At 54.1% G+C, this 14789-nt stretch carries 14 protein-coding genes and 1 pseudogene; 7 read left to right on the forward strand and 8 right to left on the reverse strand.

The genetic code is table 11. The features are described from left to right. Positions 1-42: 42 nt before the first annotated feature. Together BRW62_RS02990 and ftsZ are read right to left on the reverse strand one after the other, a co-directional pair. Positions 43-984, reverse strand: coding sequence for a bile acid:sodium symporter family protein (locus BRW62_RS02990; RefSeq protein WP_099798219.1), 942 nt, complete (start codon positions 982-984; stop codon positions 43-45). After that, on the reverse strand, positions 963-2099 hold the full coding sequence (gene ftsZ / locus BRW62_RS02995) for a cell division protein FtsZ (protein WP_237269130.1): 1137 nt from the start codon (positions 2097-2099) through the stop codon (positions 963-965). Before ftsZ ends, BRW62_RS02990 begins: the two co-directional genes overlap by 22 nt. Before the next feature lie 386 nt (positions 2100-2485). Here ftsZ and BRW62_RS03000 point away from each other — a divergent pair, with 386 nt between their 5' ends. Continuing rightward, positions 2486-3031 carry a thylakoid membrane photosystem I accumulation factor gene (locus BRW62_RS03000; RefSeq protein WP_099798220.1) on the forward strand — a complete coding sequence of 182 codons (546 nt, stop codon included), beginning with the start codon at positions 2486-2488 and terminating at the stop codon, positions 3029-3031. Between the two features lie 265 nt (positions 3032-3296). Here BRW62_RS03000 and BRW62_RS03005 read toward each other — a convergent pair whose 3' ends face one another. The 3 genes from BRW62_RS03005 to accD all read right to left on the reverse strand — a co-directional run bounded on the left by BRW62_RS03005 (position 3297) and on the right by accD (position 6312). Further along, a complete protein-coding gene (locus BRW62_RS03005) occupies positions 3297-4517 on the reverse strand; it encodes a serine/threonine phosphatase (RefSeq protein WP_237269131.1) in 1221 nt (406 codons plus the stop codon). Positions 4518-4521: 4 nt separating this feature from the next. Beyond that, positions 4522-5154 carry a hypothetical protein gene (locus BRW62_RS13240; protein ID WP_198406129.1) on the reverse strand — a complete coding sequence of 211 codons (633 nt, stop codon included), beginning with the start codon at positions 5152-5154 and terminating at the stop codon, positions 4522-4524. 246 nt (positions 5155-5400) lie between these two features. Next, positions 5401-6312 (reverse strand): acetyl-CoA carboxylase, carboxyltransferase subunit beta, encoded by a 912-nt coding sequence (gene accD / locus BRW62_RS03010; protein WP_099798221.1) that lies wholly within the window; start codon positions 6310-6312, stop codon positions 5401-5403. Positions 6313-6638: 326 nt separating this feature from the next. Here accD and rseP point away from each other — a divergent pair, with 326 nt between their 5' ends. The 3 genes from rseP (at position 6639) to BRW62_RS03025 (ending at position 9523) form a co-directional block, all read left to right on the forward strand. Beyond that, entirely contained in the window at positions 6639-7745 is a 1107-nt protein-coding gene (gene rseP, locus BRW62_RS03015) for an RIP metalloprotease RseP (RefSeq protein ID WP_099798222.1), read from the forward strand. Positions 7746-7781: 36 nt separating this feature from the next. Continuing rightward, positions 7782-8450 (forward strand): endonuclease III, encoded by a 669-nt coding sequence (gene nth / locus BRW62_RS03020; protein WP_099798223.1) that lies wholly within the window; start codon positions 7782-7784, stop codon positions 8448-8450. An 83-nt stretch (positions 8451-8533) separates the two neighbouring features. Then, positions 8534-9523: an AEC family transporter gene (locus BRW62_RS03025; RefSeq protein ID WP_099798224.1), complete on the forward strand. Its 990-nt coding sequence runs from the start codon at positions 8534-8536 to the stop codon at positions 9521-9523. Here BRW62_RS03025 and BRW62_RS03030 read toward each other — a convergent pair. Further along, positions 9465-9863, reverse strand: a complete 399-nt coding sequence (locus BRW62_RS03030) for a VOC family protein (RefSeq protein ID WP_099799809.1) — start codon at positions 9861-9863, stop codon at positions 9465-9467. The genes BRW62_RS03025 and BRW62_RS03030 overlap by 59 nt on opposite strands. Further along, a pseudogene (locus tag BRW62_RS03035) lies at positions 9863-10400 on the reverse strand (phycobiliprotein lyase). The gene BRW62_RS03030 and the pseudogene BRW62_RS03035 overlap by 1 nt, the downstream one beginning before the upstream one ends. Positions 10401-10635: 235 nt before the next feature. Between BRW62_RS03035 and BRW62_RS03040 the strand changes: the two are divergent. Genes BRW62_RS03040 through BRW62_RS03050 form a run of 3 tightly spaced genes read left to right on the forward strand, consistent with a single transcriptional unit; the run spans position 10636 to position 12472 of the window. Further along, a complete protein-coding gene (locus BRW62_RS03040) occupies positions 10636-10965 on the forward strand; it encodes a DUF2605 domain-containing protein (RefSeq protein WP_099798225.1) in 330 nt (109 codons plus the stop codon). Between the two features lie 45 nt (positions 10966-11010). Next, positions 11011-11301 carry a DUF2973 domain-containing protein gene (locus BRW62_RS03045; RefSeq protein ID WP_099798226.1) on the forward strand — a complete coding sequence of 97 codons (291 nt, stop codon included), beginning with the start codon at positions 11011-11013 and terminating at the stop codon, positions 11299-11301. Beyond that, positions 11273-12472, forward strand: a complete 1200-nt coding sequence (locus BRW62_RS03050; RefSeq protein WP_227517533.1) for a GTPase family protein — start codon at positions 11273-11275, stop codon at positions 12470-12472. The genes BRW62_RS03045 and BRW62_RS03050 overlap by 29 nt, the downstream gene beginning before the upstream one ends. On the opposite strand, the gene BRW62_RS03055 is transcribed toward BRW62_RS03050, so the two are convergent. Continuing rightward, on the reverse strand, positions 12469-14751 hold the full coding sequence (locus tag BRW62_RS03055; protein WP_099798228.1) for a ComEC/Rec2 family competence protein: 2283 nt from the start codon (positions 14749-14751) through the stop codon (positions 12469-12471). The genes BRW62_RS03050 and BRW62_RS03055 overlap by 4 nt on opposite strands. Positions 14752-14789: the final 38 nt, after the last annotated feature.

Consider the following 14789-nt stretch of genomic DNA (forward strand, 5'->3'; position numbering starts at 1 on the left):
ATGCAAACGTTTACCATCTTACTGAACCCCAGCCTGCCCCTCTCAGGGCTTGGGTGCAATCGCGGTACTCTGCTGCCAACGCCAAATCCCGGCCAACAGGCTACCAATCAGCGAATGGGTCACCCCTGAAATGGCACAGGGGACGGCGGTCAGGGGGTTAGCGAACGCTTGCCGTGCCAAGGCCACCCCCAACCCCGAATTTTGCATCCCCACCTCAATGGAAATCGTGCGACAGGTTCGCTGGGAATAGCCCACCCATCGTGCGATGTAGTACCCGCCAAAGAAGCCAATACTATGCAGGGAGATCACCGCCGCCAACAGCTGCACCCCATGGGTAAGAATCGCACTGGCACTTGCGGCAAAAACCCCACCGCAAATGATGCAAATTCCCAAAACTGAAATAAAGGGGGAAATAGGCAGTACCTTTTTCACCAGATTAGGTGCCTTTGTATTCAAGGCAAGACCCACCAGAATAGGCAACAGCACCACCTGCACCGTTCCCCAAAACAACTGCATTGCATTCACTTCCACGTACTGCCCCGCCAACAGTTTTGTTAGGAGCGGGGTGAGCACAACGGCCGCTAACGTAGAGCAGAGGGTCATCACCACCGACAGAGCAACGTGGGCACGAGCAATAAAGCTCACCACATTAGAGGCCGTTCCCCCCGGACAGCAAGCAACCAGAATCAGACCCACCGCAAAGGGGGGTGGCAACTGGTAAAGACGCGCCACCAGCCATCCGGCCGTTGGCATGATCAAGTACTGCGCTAAGAATCCCAAGGCAACAGAGCGAGGCATTAAACCGACAGCCTTAAAGTCCGCCCAACTGAGGGTCAGCCCCATCCCCAGCATCACCACCATCAAAATCCAGACGATGTAGTCACTGCTCACCCACAAAAACAGCGGCGGATGCAGCAGCGCAACAATAGCAGTGATCAAGACCCATAGGGGAAAAAGATTGGTCAGCCACTCAAGGCGAGACATGGTGGGCACTGCTCCCTAGGGGGTGGGTCGCCGCCGCTGCAAAAACTCTGGAATATCCAGCTTAGGCTTGCCCTCAGGGTCTGTTGGCTCAGACTTTGGAGCGGGCACAGAGGCAACATTCGATTGGGGCTTGCTAGGGAGGGGGGGGCTTTGGCAACCGTGCGGCTGCGGGGAGTGGCCTCCCCCGTGAAGCCCGTTGCAATAACCGTGACTTGCACTTCGCCCTGTAGCTCGGGATCAATCACCGCCCCAAAGATAATGTTGGCATTCGCATCGGCCACATTGTAGATGACCTCTGCGGCAGCATTGACTTCGTGCAACGTTAAATCCGTTCCGCCAGTAATGTTAAAGACAACCCCTTTGGCGCCTTCAATAGAGCCTTCCAAAAGGGGTGAAGAAATGGCCGTCATCGCTGCTTCTGCCGCTCGGGATTTACCAGAGGCAATGCCAATCCCCATCATGGCAGAGCCAGCATCGGCCATCACAGAGCGAATATCCGCAAAGTCAACGTTAATCAGACCCGGCAGGTTAATAATGTCGGAGATGCCCTGTACCCCTTGGCGCAGCACATCGTCTGCCACGCGGAAGGCATCCTGCACAGAGGTTTGCTCAGAAATGACGGAAAGAATTTTATCGTTGGGAATAACAATAAGGGTATCTACCCGACTTTGCAATGCCTCAATGCCTTCGTCTGCTTGAGTTGCCCGTCGTCGGCCTTCAAAAGTAAAGGGGCGAGTCACCACCGCAACAGTGAGGGCACCTTGCTCCTTGGCAACTTCCGCCACAATGGGCGCAGCACCCGTGCCTGTGCCGCCCCCCATCCCACAGGTAATAAAAATTAAATCAGCATCCTTCAGTGCCGCCGCAAGCTCTTCCCGGGATTCTTCGGCAGCTTTTTGGCCAATGGCCGGATTGCCACCTGCTCCAAGGCCCCGGGTTAATTTTTGGCCGATTTGTAAGGCGCGATGGGCTTGAGACTGGGCGATCGCTTGGGCATCAGTATTGACCGACCAAAACTCAACGCCAGCAACATTACTGGCAATCATGCGATTGACTGCATTGCCACCACCACCACCGACGCCAATGACTTTAATGCGGGCTGCTGACGTTTCCACCAAATTCTCATGACTCCTTAACACATCGGTCGGCGCGCTATAACCATTTTCGCCAGATGCAACCTCAGAATTTCCTGCAGCAAAAGACTCGGGATGATCAACGGGAACGCTTTCCGCAGGAAAATAGTGCTCTGACTCCATAAGACAACGTTCTTTACCCATGATAAATATGGGGCAACTATATCATGAACTCTAGTAAAGGCATGATTAACATCTACAAAATTATAAATAGGTCGTCCTCATTTTGGCAGACCTATCAACAGATAACGTGAAGGCAGTGTGTCCACTGACGAGCAAATTGACTGCCTAGGGTTTGGATTCAGATCAAAGCTTCGCTAGAGTGTTTTAGGAACCATTGCACAACCTGTCGGAAGAGGAAAGGACGCATGAAACGGCTGTGGACGCAACGTCTAACGCTCATAGGCCTTGCGCTGTTACTGTGGGGGTTGCTCACGAGTGTCAGTTGGGCTGGGGTAAACGACGATCGCTACGACGGCAACATTTTTGCCCTTTACGGTGGCAACGGCTCCCTCGTGCCGCCCAAAGTTAGCCTCAGCCAATCGCTAAAGAGCGATCGCGCCACGCTGCTGGTGTTTTACGTCAACGACAGCCGTGACTGCAAACAGTTTGCCACCACTATCTCCCAACTACAGGGCTATTATGGCCGTGTCACAGACTTTATTCCTATTGATATTGATGCTCTACCCCTAGGGGCTGAATTTACCGCCACCGATCCGGGGTACTACTACAAAGGATTGGTGCCGCAAACCCTAATTTTTGATCGGCAGGGGCGGCTCCGCCAAGAGGTGGTGGGCAATGTCCCCTTTGAAACCCTTGACGATACCCTGCGGCAGGTCTTTGATCTGTTGCCTCGCTCGGAGTCACCAGAACTACGGTCTCGCTCTGTGAATGACAGCCTCCCCAATTTGTAGAGGAGAGGATTGACACTCCCACCGACTAAAGTCGGGGGATTCTTACGCAGTCCACAAACGAACTCGTAAAGGCGTGAGCAAACCGCCCCTACACAGTTCCTTGAGGCAAAGCCCCAAAGTTCTGCTTACTTGTAACAACTGTCGCCGATTGGGTTTTTCACCAAGGATGGCGATTAAGTATAGATTAGCACAGAGCAACTAAAGTTGCTAGGTAGCTTTTCCTCCCCGTACTTTAGTACGGGGCTACCAAGCTATCCCTCTGTGTTTAGAAGAGGCAGCTTAAGGCAGAACGCAGTTTGAAGCGCAAGGCGATCGCCGTCAGGTTATCGTGGCCGTTGACTTCGTTGCCCATCTCAATGAGTTTATGGAGGGTTTGGCTGAGGGGCACGCTAAAGTCTAGCATGGGCAGGATATGGCTAATGATATGGGTTTCGAGGCAGCGATTATCCGAGAGACCATCGGAGCACAATAAAACTAAGGTATCTTCATCAATGGTAATATCCATAACCTCAGGGGCAACGGATTGATTATTGCGTGGGCCAAGGGCTTGGGTCAGCTGGTAGGCATCGGGGCGACCGTAGGCAATCTCTGGCTCTACGCCCTGCTGAATGAGGCGCTGACCCACTTCATGATCAACGGTGAGCTGCTCTAAGCCTTGGCGTTTGGTAAAGCGATAGATACGGCTATCGCCCACATGCCCTAAGCGCAGATGATAGTTATCCACCAGCGCCATAACCAGTGTGGTTCCCATGCGGCCACTGCCGGTTTTTGCCTTTTGCTCGTTGGTTTCAAAAATGGCTTCATTTGCACGATAAATAGCCTTTCGCACCTCGTCGGCGCTGGGTAGGTCTCCCTGCCATGGCCACGTTTCTTCAAAATAGTCATACACCGTTTTAGCTGCAAGGGAGCTAGCAACTTCCCCTTCGGCGTGCCCCCCCATACCATCACACAGGATAAATACTCCTTGCATATTTAATTGCTGGCCGTTGGGGGTGACCCGCAACTGCTGGCGGTGATTCATTAAATACACGTCTTCATTATGGTGGCGATCGCGTCCGGTATCGGTTTGGGCCGCAACCTCTACTTGAACCAGTTGGCGGGGTAGCAGTGCCGTGGGCGCATCATCAATGGCGGTATGGTCGTTATCATCTGGCAAGGGCAGTTTAGGGAGCGCAGCAATCAAATCATCCGTGCTCTCACCCGCCTCATCCGCTTCATTAAGCACTAACAGGGGTTCGGTGCGCAGCGTTTCTGCTAATGAGTCTAGGAGCATTTGTATCTCCCTGATGGTTTCAATGGGAGCGGTACTCAGGGATACCAACAACGGCATGAAGACCGACTGCCGGCGCACTGAGGTGTTTTCAAACAGTTGCTGCCAGATAGTGACAAGGGTTGGCCGTTGAGCAAGAGGGCGAAAGCTCTCGACAAGGGGAGGCGTGAAGTCAAGCTGGTGTAACCGTAGGCTTTGATCAGGGTTGACGGCCAAGTTTTTAATTGTTAAAAGCGAAAAAATGACTATGCCATGGCTCTAGCAGTTGCCAGAGGCTAAGCATGTCTTCAAGATAGGCAAAAATACGCTCGTCGGGGATGCTGTCGTCTTCCCATACATCTTTGAGGGGGCGGGCGGCGTGGTTGTAGTCCAGAATAACACCGTGGCATTGATGCGCCGGGAAATTAGCTGTTGCAACGGTATCTAGCCAAGCATCATGAATGGCTGGCACTGACTCAGGGCAGGCAAGATTGAGCACTAAGTAGGCGATCGCCACCCCACTGAGACCGGGGTAGGCGGCCTGTAGCTGGGCAATAACACGCTCCGGCTGCGCTAGATCGAGTCCATCGGCCCACAGATGGGGCGAGGCGTGTAACTCAGCCAGCAGGGTGCTCTCATGGGGTTGCAAATCCTGCACGAGTTGCGGCAAATCGTAGGCATAACGACTGTTCCACCGCTGGTAGCGATGCTGGGGGTCAAAATAAGCCGCAGCGTTCGGTGGGTTGGTATCCTGCTCAAAGACTGTGCCCTCCACCTCCGGAGTGGCAACTGCCAAAATTGGATGGTCATTGTAAGCCGGATAGAGAACACCCCACCAGAGCTTGAGGTCTTTATCGTTTTCAGTGGTGTGCATTACAGACTGTAGAGCAGGAGGGACAGTGTGGGTACTCCTGAGGGCAGATGATTGAGCAATAGCGCTCAGGAGTAAGCCTATTGTATAGCGATCGCCCTCGAAGCATCACAGTTTAGCCAGTACGCTCTAGGAGAGCTGCCACTGCCCTAGTCCTCAGAGACTCTAATTAACCGACTCCCGTCCCTCAACCTTGGTGAGGAAACACAACTCGGTTAGAGTGCAGGGCTGATCTACCCCCAAATCCCCTCAGCTAAGGGAAAATGAGGTTGCCAAAAAACTTGACGGCACAGGGGTTGGTGTGGTGGGTTGATGCAGGCGGATGAGCTGCGCTAAGGTCTCTTTTAGCTCGGTGCGGGGCACAATGGCATCCACAAAGCCACACTTTTGCACGAATTCTGCCGTTTGGAAGTCATCGGGTAATTTCTCCCGCAGAGTTTGTTCAATGACGCGCCGTCCAGCAAAGGCAATGGTGGCTTTTGGCTCAGCTAGGATAATATCCCCCAGCATGGCAAAGCTAGCGGTGACCCCCCCAGCGGTTGGATGGGTTAACACTGGAATGTAAAGTAAGCCAGCGGCGCGATGGCGCTCGAGAGCAGCGGCGGTTTTGGCCATTTGCACAAGGCTGAGCATGCCTTCCTGCATCCGCGCTCCCCCGGATGCACAGATGAGCACGAGAGGAATGTGCTCCCACGTGGCTCGCTCAATCAGGCGGGTGATTTTTTCCCCCACTACGCTACCCATGCTGCCACCCATAAAGGCAAAATCCATGACCCCAAGAGCCACAGGTAGGCCGTTGAGCTGCCCTAACCCGGTTTGCACCGCATCCTTTAGACCGGTTTTTTCTTGGTATTCCCGCAGGCGATCGCTATAGGGCTTGCGATCTTTGAACTGGAGGGGATCACAACTCACCAACTGCTCATCGAGGGGTCGCCACGTTTGAGCATCAATCAGTTGTTGGATGCGCTCGTGGCTGCTAACCCGGTGATGATGACCACACTCAGGACAAACTAACTGATGGCTATGGAGGTCTTTGCTATAGATCATCACCCCGCAGGCTTCGCACTTTGTCCACAGGCCATCGGCAATTTCTCGTTCTTGGTGCATGGGGGTAAGGGCAGTTTCTTTACGGCGATTTGCAAACCAGTCAAATAACGACATTGTTGAAAATTCCCTCTAAGCTTAACGTCAGATTGTTTAATCGATGCCTCTTCCAGCACGAAACCAAGGTTCGAGAAGGCGTAACCCTAGCACTCTTAGTTGATTTCTGCACTGAAACAGGCCATAAGGCGTGTGTATTAAGTGTCCTCAAGGGGCAACAGCTAAGAATAATTACTTATCATCCCACTTTGTTGCAATTTTGCAATATATCGTACAAACTGAGAAAATTATGCATAGCAGGGGTAAATACCCACGGCACACGGGGGGCACAAGTGCCACAATGGGAAAGAAGCGTACCGGTCAAAGCGTAGCATTGGGTTCAGTCCATGTCGATGGTTGCAGTAGCGGTGGCGATCGCCATCCTCGGAATCTTAATTTTCGTTCATGAGTTGGGGCATTTTCTAGCAGCCCGCAGCCAAGGAATTTACGTCAATCGCTTTTCGATTGGCTTTGGCCCCATCCTCTGGAAGTACCAAGGGGCGCAAACAGAGTACGCCCTGCGACTCATTCCTTTGGGGGGGTATGTGGGGTTTCCTGACGACGATCCCAACAGTGCCGTTCCCGCCAGCGACCCTAACCTTCTCAGTAACCGACCCATTCTGGATCGAGCCATTGTCATCAGCGCGGGGGTGATTGCTAACCTTCTGTTTGCCTATCTGCTATTCCTCGTTCAGATGGGGGTGCTTGGGGTCAGCCATGCCACCTACTACGATGGAGTGTTAGTTCCTGCCCTTGTGCCTGAAAGTAGTTTGGTAGCCACCAAGGCAGGCATTCAGCCCGGCGATCTGATCATTTCGGTGGAGGGAAAACCCTTAACCGCCAGTGCCAGTAGCCTGCCCACTCTGATGAAAGCTATTCAGCAGCACCCGAACCAACCCCTCACCCTTGAGATTCAGCGCCAAGGAATCGTTAAGCAAGTCACTCTAATTCCTGAAGTTAACAGCGACGGTCAAGCCCGTATTGGGGTACAACTTGCTCCCCATGTTGAGGTGCATCGAGAGCGAACATGGAACCCCATCACTTTGGCCACTGCCGCCGCCGCAGAATTCCAAAACGTCATTCTCCTCACCTTCGATGGGTTTCGTGAACTATTTCAGCACTTTGATCAAGCAGCGCAGCAGGTGTCTGGACCAGTGGCGATCGTGGCGATGGGGGCTGACATTGCCCGCTCCAATGCCGAGCAGTTGTTTACCTTTACCGCGCTGATCAGCATTAACCTTGCCATTATTAACATCTTGCCCCTACCGGCTCTGGATGGTGGCCAACTGTTATTTTTACTCATCGAAGCCCTGCGCGGTCGGCCGTTGCCCAATCGCATTCAGGAAGGGGTGATGCAAACTGGTCTGGTCTTACTGCTGGGGCTAGGGATGGTACTGATTGTTCGTGATACGGTGAACCTGACCGGACTAGCTTGGGTACAGCAACTCTTTTAGTGATTATTAGTTGATTAGTGATGAATCGTTGTCCTGATGGCTATTACCCGCCGCCTTTGTGCTAAACAACAACGAGCTTTGGAAATTCTCACCCGCCTCAAGCGTCTTTATCCAGATGCCACCTGTAGTCTCAAGTTCGAGACTCCTGTGCAGTTACTGGTAGCCACTATCCTCTCAGCCCAGTGTACCGATGAGCGGGTGAACCAAGTCACACCGGCCTTATTTGAGCGCTTTCCGGATGCAGTGGCTTTTGCTAATGCCGATGTGGCAGAGCTAGAGCACTATATCAAATCCACCGGCTTCTATCGCAATAAAGCGCGGCATATTCAAGGGGCGTGTCGGCGGATTGTGGAGGTGTATGGCGGACAGGTGCCTAAGGTGATGGAGGATCTACTCTCACTACCGGGAGTGGCTCGCAAAACTGCTAATGTGGTACTGGCTCACGGCTTTGGTATTTTAGGTGGGGTAACGGTGGACACCCATGTCAAACGCCTCAGTCAGCGGTTTGGGCTAACCACAGAAACAGACCCGGTGAAAATTGAGCGCGATCTCATGCGCTTAGTGCCCCAGCCTGATTGGGAGAATTGGTCTATTCGCCTGATCTATCATGGTCGTGCAGTGTGCCAAGCGCGCCAGCCCCATTGTGAGAGCTGTGAGCTAGTGGATCTGTGTGCGACGGGCAAACAACTCTTGGGGGTGCGCTGAGGAGCGTCTCCCCGCAGGCTAAGATGCCTCTAACAAACTACAGTGTTCAATAGTGTTCAAAAGCAACTTTAGCGGCGATCGCCATGGCGGATGCAATCACTGCGACCAGCCCCTTGATCCTCTGGACTAGCCTTGGTTTGGTACTGGGACGGTGGCTACCGGCAGTCATCCCCCAGTGGTTGGGTCGTGGCCTTTACTGGGTGGGGGTACCGCTACAAATCTTTGCCCTTGTGCACCACACTGACTTTACGGGTCTCATTTGGCTGTCGCCCGTCTTTGCCTTTTTGACGTTGGTGGTGGGCTATGTTGTAGCCCAGGTCTGTTACCCTTGGCAAGAACGCTATTTTCTGCCCCAATGGCTTCAGTACACACCGCCAACTTTAACTACAGCCTTGCCTGTGGCTGAAGCTCGACGCTTTCAGGGCAGCTACCTCATTTCTTGTATCCTTGGGAATACGGGCTTTGTGGGGTTAGGCGTAGCCATTCCCCTACTGGCAGCGGCGGATCTGCGCTGGGCCACCTTTTATGCTATTACCCAAAATGCCATTGGTACCTATGGTCTGGGGTCGTTTCTGGGACAGTACTACGGTAAAACGCACTCCCAATCTTGGTGGCAAGCTCTGGCTGTCCTCCCCACAGTACCCACCCTCTGGGCAGCGATGGCTGGATTTGCCACCCATGGGATGCTGTTTCCCCCAGGGGTTGAGTTCATACTGCAACTGGATATTCGCGGCGTGATTCCCCTAGCCTTTGTCCTGACGGGGATTCGCTTAAGTCGGCTGCCGGGATGGCACAGTTTTGCGATGGCGATCATCCCAGCCTTGGTTAAAACGTTGATCTTGCCCCTGCCGATGTTAGCGATTGTCTATGGTCTGGGGCTGCGGGGCGATCCCCTGCTGGCGATCGCCATCATGACGAGTACCCCCACCGCCTTTGCCGCATTGATCCTTGCAGAAGAGTATGAGCTAAATGCAGAGCTACCACCGGCAGCCATTGCCCTGAGTACCCTAAGCTTTATTGCGGTGCTGCCCCTGTGGATTTTCCTGTGTCGCCATCTGCTGGTATTTGGTTGAGTTCAATGAGGTTGCCATCGGGATCCTGCACAAAAATGGCTGCGCGACCTGAGGCGCTGGTTTGCATAGGAATACCCGCCGCCGTGAGGGTTGCCTTCAGAGCATCTAAATTGGTAACCCCCAAAGCAAGGTGAGGGTTCCGTCCCCAGCGATCGCCATCTTGGAGCCGATTGGTCACATGGGGTGCTTGGATGAGGTGAATTTGCACCGCACCCACTTGGTACCACAACCCCGGAAATGTCAGGGGGCGATCGACTCGGTGTAACCCGAGCAGCCCCTCATAAAAGGCAGCGGCACGATCAAGGTCAGTCACATTGATTGCTGTGTGCAAAAACAGCATCATGACTGGGCGGGTTGGGTCACCCCCAAACGAATTTCAGAACAAAAGGATGCCATACTAAAAGCCGCCAAAGCGCTTCAAAATACTGGTGCGCAGTCGCAGATTGGGGCTGGCAAACCACAACCGCTCTTCCGAGTACATGGTTTCGTACTCTGTAATCAGCGTGAGCGCACCATCACTGCCCATACTAAAGCGACCCGCCACTGGTGCTTTCTCGGCATAGCCCATCTCCCGCAGCAACTTGCCTTCGTGGGTTGATCCGTCCCCCATAATCGGTACAAGCACCGTTGATCCCTCGTGCTTTTCAGCATCCCATTCCATCGTGCCATCCCAACTAACCCGCGCCCCACAAATGGCCCATTGCGGATCCATTTCGTACTGCTGGCACAGGGCAATCACCGCCGGATCATCCACACTCAGTAAATCAATCGTTAGTTGAGACTTGCCCGACTCAGTTTGCTTAAAGGCAAGATGATGACTTGTGCGCTGGGAAAACCAACGACCAGCACTCTGAGCAAAAAAATCGCGGATATCCATGCTAACCCCATGCAACTATAGCTAGATAGACGAGTCGATTTACAGCATTGCCACCCTAGGCCGAAGAATCAACAACATAAGCGTTGACTCCTTGATCTAGGGTACTACAGCCAATTTCCCTCAGTGTTGGCAATGACCAGCTTGGCGCCATGGCGACAAATTCCCTGAACAAATTGTAACAATATGTAAACGAGATTAAGATTTAAGATAGAAGTAAGGTTGTCCCCATTGCCCTATGTTGCACTCCAATTTACCTGAACCCCAACTCCTCAAGGTGTTACTGGAACCGTTGCTTGACGATTTCCAAGACTGGTTTAGCCGTGCTCAATCCCTGTTGCGGACGGAGGTCATGCCGTTTTTAGAGGTTGCTGACCAGCAAGCCCTGTTGAGTCGAGTGGATGCCGCCCTAAATGATGTGGTTGCGACCCAAAGTCTATTTCGAGCAACAGAAGGGCAGGTTGGCGTGGATACGCATGTATTAATGCAATGGCATACGCTGTTGATGGAGTGCTGGCAGGTTGCCCACCACTATCGCCTATCCAAATCCAATGGTTGTCACACTTAAACGTCTTTTATTGTCTTAAACTCTTGGCTCGGAGGTGCTCTTTTCATGTTGCAGTTGCTTTACATTGTTGCCTTTACGGTACTGGCACTATTGGCAATGGCCAACCTTATTCGGAGTTTGTTGACCTTAGGGATTGAATCGCAGCGACAGTCTGCCGCCCCTCGGGGGCGAACCGTTAGCCATCCCGAACTGCTCGATAGCCATGGCCATGTCATTGATGAGCCATTACTGGTGATGCGCTCCCTAAGTGTGGAGGATGCCCGGGCACAACTGGATGCGATCTATCGCGAGTCTCCCAGCTACGGTGATGATCAGCGTGGTGAAAGCCAACGTTAAGCCACTCCCCCAGTATCTGCGATCGCTAACCCGCTGGTTTCAGGTGGATGCCACGGCCTTGGCAGAGGTGTTGGCAACAGCGCGGCAACAGCTTCCTGTGACCGAAGTTCTACTGATTGGCAAGCCCCAATCGGGTAAAAGTTCAATTGTGCGAGGGATGACGGGAGCCTCCCCAAGTATTGTGGGTTCGGGCTTTCGCCCCCATACACGTCAGACGCAACGCTATCACTACCCGACAGCGGATTTACCCCTGATCACCTTTACCGACACGGTGGGGTTAGGGGAAACCCCAGCCCAGACAGAGCAGGTGGTGGCGGAACTGGATCACCTTCTGCGGGAGAGTCAGCGGGCACGGGTGATTATTCTAACCCTGAAAGTCACAGACTTTGCCAGCGATCGCCTCTATCAGGTGGCCAAGGAACTCAAACGCCATCATCCCGACATTCCCTTTTTAGTGGCAGTTACCTGCTTGCACGAGTTATATCCACCCAGCCAAGAGAATCATCCGCCCTACCCGCCGGACTTCCCTGATCTCACCTTGGCGATCGCAGGGTTAACAGAGCGCTTTGCTGACATTAGCGATCGCGTGGTTCCGATTGACTTTACCTTGGAGGAAGATGGCTACACACCGCTGTTCTACGGGTTTGAATCCTTAGCAGCAACCCTAGAAACTGTGCTGCCCAAGGCAGAGGCTCATATGCTGCGGCAGCTGGTGGTGCACTCAGACCTTGGCGATCGCCTTGCCCCACTCTATCGCCAAGTGGGACGGCGTTACATTGCGCCCTTTGCGGTGATGGCGGGCACGCTCTCGGCGGTACCCTTTCCCTTTGCCACGATGCCGGTCTTGGTAGCAGTGCAGGTGGTGATGGTGATTCTGCTCGGGCAGCTGTACGGTCAAACGCTGTCACCATCGCAAGCTGGGGGAATTTTAACCACGATTGGCGGTGGGTTTGTCGCCCGCTTGATCGGTCAGCAGTTGATTAAGTTCGTTCCTGGGGTGGGGTCGGTGCTCGCTGCCTCCTGGGCTGCGGCCTATACTTGGGCATTGGGAGAGGCAGCCTGCGTCTATTTTGGTGATCTCATGGGAGGGAAAACCCCGGATCTGGAACGGATTCAGCAGGTGTTACAGGACACCCTCACCTCGGCAAAACTCAACCTAACCAGGTCTTAGAAAATTCCATCATTGCTGGCATCGAGATTGGCCGTTAGCGCGGTTTTGGGGGTCCAGCGGATCTCGCCATCCCTGCCGACAATAAAATAGGGAATATTTTTTTGCTGTAGGGCTGTACTGATCTGTGGTGCCAGCCGTGCCTGACTAAAAATAATCGCTTTAGGCTGAATGTGCTCTAACAGTTGCAGGTCAAACCGACGCCCCCACCACCAGAGAACATCCGGGGTAGCGACAGGGGCACCCCTCAACCAGTGGTGCTGGTCAGCGGCAGGATCGCTAATAAATAACCAATCACTGCGACCAAGGTTGAACCGAAGAATCGCAGGATCGGCTCGTTGTACTGTAATCTCAACGTTCCCCAAGCGGCTCGGTTGCTGGGGCAGCAAAGTGTGGTGTTCAACGGGTAGGGCTGCCAGCATTTGCTGATAGGCAGGGTCGCTGTTGGCCGTGGCCACGGTAGTGAGGCGACGCAGGGGGGTGGTGGCATGAACGTCAAGCCAGTTCTGGGATCGGCGATCGCTGGCAATCGCCCAATCAATTCGGTTAATGCCCTCTTGGGCTAAAAATGCGGTCAAAACATGGGGATCCCCAGCATTGAGGGCGATCGTCCCCGCCGGTTGCTGAATGACCAACATCGGCACACGGGTTGTAGCTAAGACAGTGGCTTGAAACAGCATCTGCTGGCGGATGAGGAAGGGCAGTACCACGAGGGCTAACCCAACGGTAAAGACGGCAAGCCAGCGGTGTTGCCACCATGGGTGCCACCACACCAGCACGATCAGGGCATACAGCACCACCACTTGTCCCCAGCCGAGGGTGCCCAACGCAATGGTTGCGCCCGGCCATTGGCCAATGTGCTGCACGAACCAGACCAATAGCTCCGTTGGCCAGTAGAGCACGGTGGCAATGCTAGCTCCAATCGTTGGCAGGAGTAACGCGCCAAGGGCACTGATGAAACCGCCGACGGTCAGCATGACGAGGAGAAAGGTCGTGAGGACATTGGCAAGGAGACCATATACGGGAAAGACACCAAAAATTGCTAGGGATAGGGGAAAAACCCAAATCGTCGCCGCCAAAGGAACAGCTAGCGGATTCCGGAGGACTCCGGGGCACCAGTCAAGGCGATCGCTAATGGGTTGGCTACTAACAATCAGCCCAAGGGTGGCTAAAAAACTCAGTTGAAAGCCAATGTCCTCAATCCAAAGGGGATTATAAAGCAGCATGCCACAGGCGATCGCTAGCAAGGCGCCTAGGGGCTGCACCTTTTGGTTGCCTGCTAAGGCCGCTAAACTGGCTAACCCCATCAGCCCCGCCCGAATGGCCGACGGTGCAAAGCCACTGAGGCACACAAAGAGGATCAGAACGCCACCGCCACAACTGTACCGCCAACGCTCAGGGAACGGGCGCACTAGGGTTAACGCTACCGTTAAGAGGATAGCCGTATGGAACCCTGATGCAGCCAAGGCATGGGAAAGCCCCACCCGCCGAAAGGCATCCCGCAGCTCAAAGGGCACCGCTACCGCTCGTGACCCCAGCACCATGGCCGACACTAATGAGCCATGGCGATCGCCTAAACCTGCCCGATGCGCTGCGGTAATGCGCTGCCGAATCGCCCACAACCCCCAACCGGAGCCGTGATCAAGCCCCCTAAGCTCTTCGCCCGTTAACCCAGCAAAGGTGTTCTGGAGTTGCAACTGGCGCTGAAAATTAAAGGTGCGGATAAAACGACTGCCACTGGGGCGGGGACGGTAGAGGGTTCCTTTGACTTCAATGCGTTGACCTGGATGGAGATCGGCGGCGATCGTCCCGGGCAGCGTCACGTAAAGACGGCCACTGGCACGACCCCGCAATAGTGCATCCTGACTGGCCTGTTGGCTGACATTGCGATACTGCTCCACCGCCATAAAAAAGCGCAGCCGTCCAGCACGGTTGGGCAATGGGGTGGTTTGGACAACACCCGTCACCGCAACGGTGGGGGGCAAGTTGAGGTCTGCCAACCGCCTAACCACCCCGCTAATATCCGTGACTGTGGGCTGAGGCGTGCGCAGCCACAGGTAGCTCATGGCCAGCAGGGCAACGACGGTGGCGATTGCCACACTGCGAGAGGTAGGAAGCCGCAGCCAGAGGGAGCGTCCCCAACGCTGTCGCCGTAGCCACCAGCACAAGCCTCCAGTGCCTAGGACAATCAGCCAGCCCCCTTGAACAAGGGTAAGGATGCAACCTGCGATGAAGGCGATCGCCCACAACACAAGATCGTTCCTAGGAACCGTGCTGACCATCAGAGCAATCTATCCCCTCGTGGCCAGATAACCTCTAA

The organism is Thermostichus lividus PCC 6715 (assembly GCF_002754935.1).
Taxonomy (GTDB): domain Bacteria; phylum Cyanobacteriota; class Cyanobacteriia; order Thermosynechococcales; family Thermosynechococcaceae; genus Thermosynechococcus; species Thermosynechococcus lividus.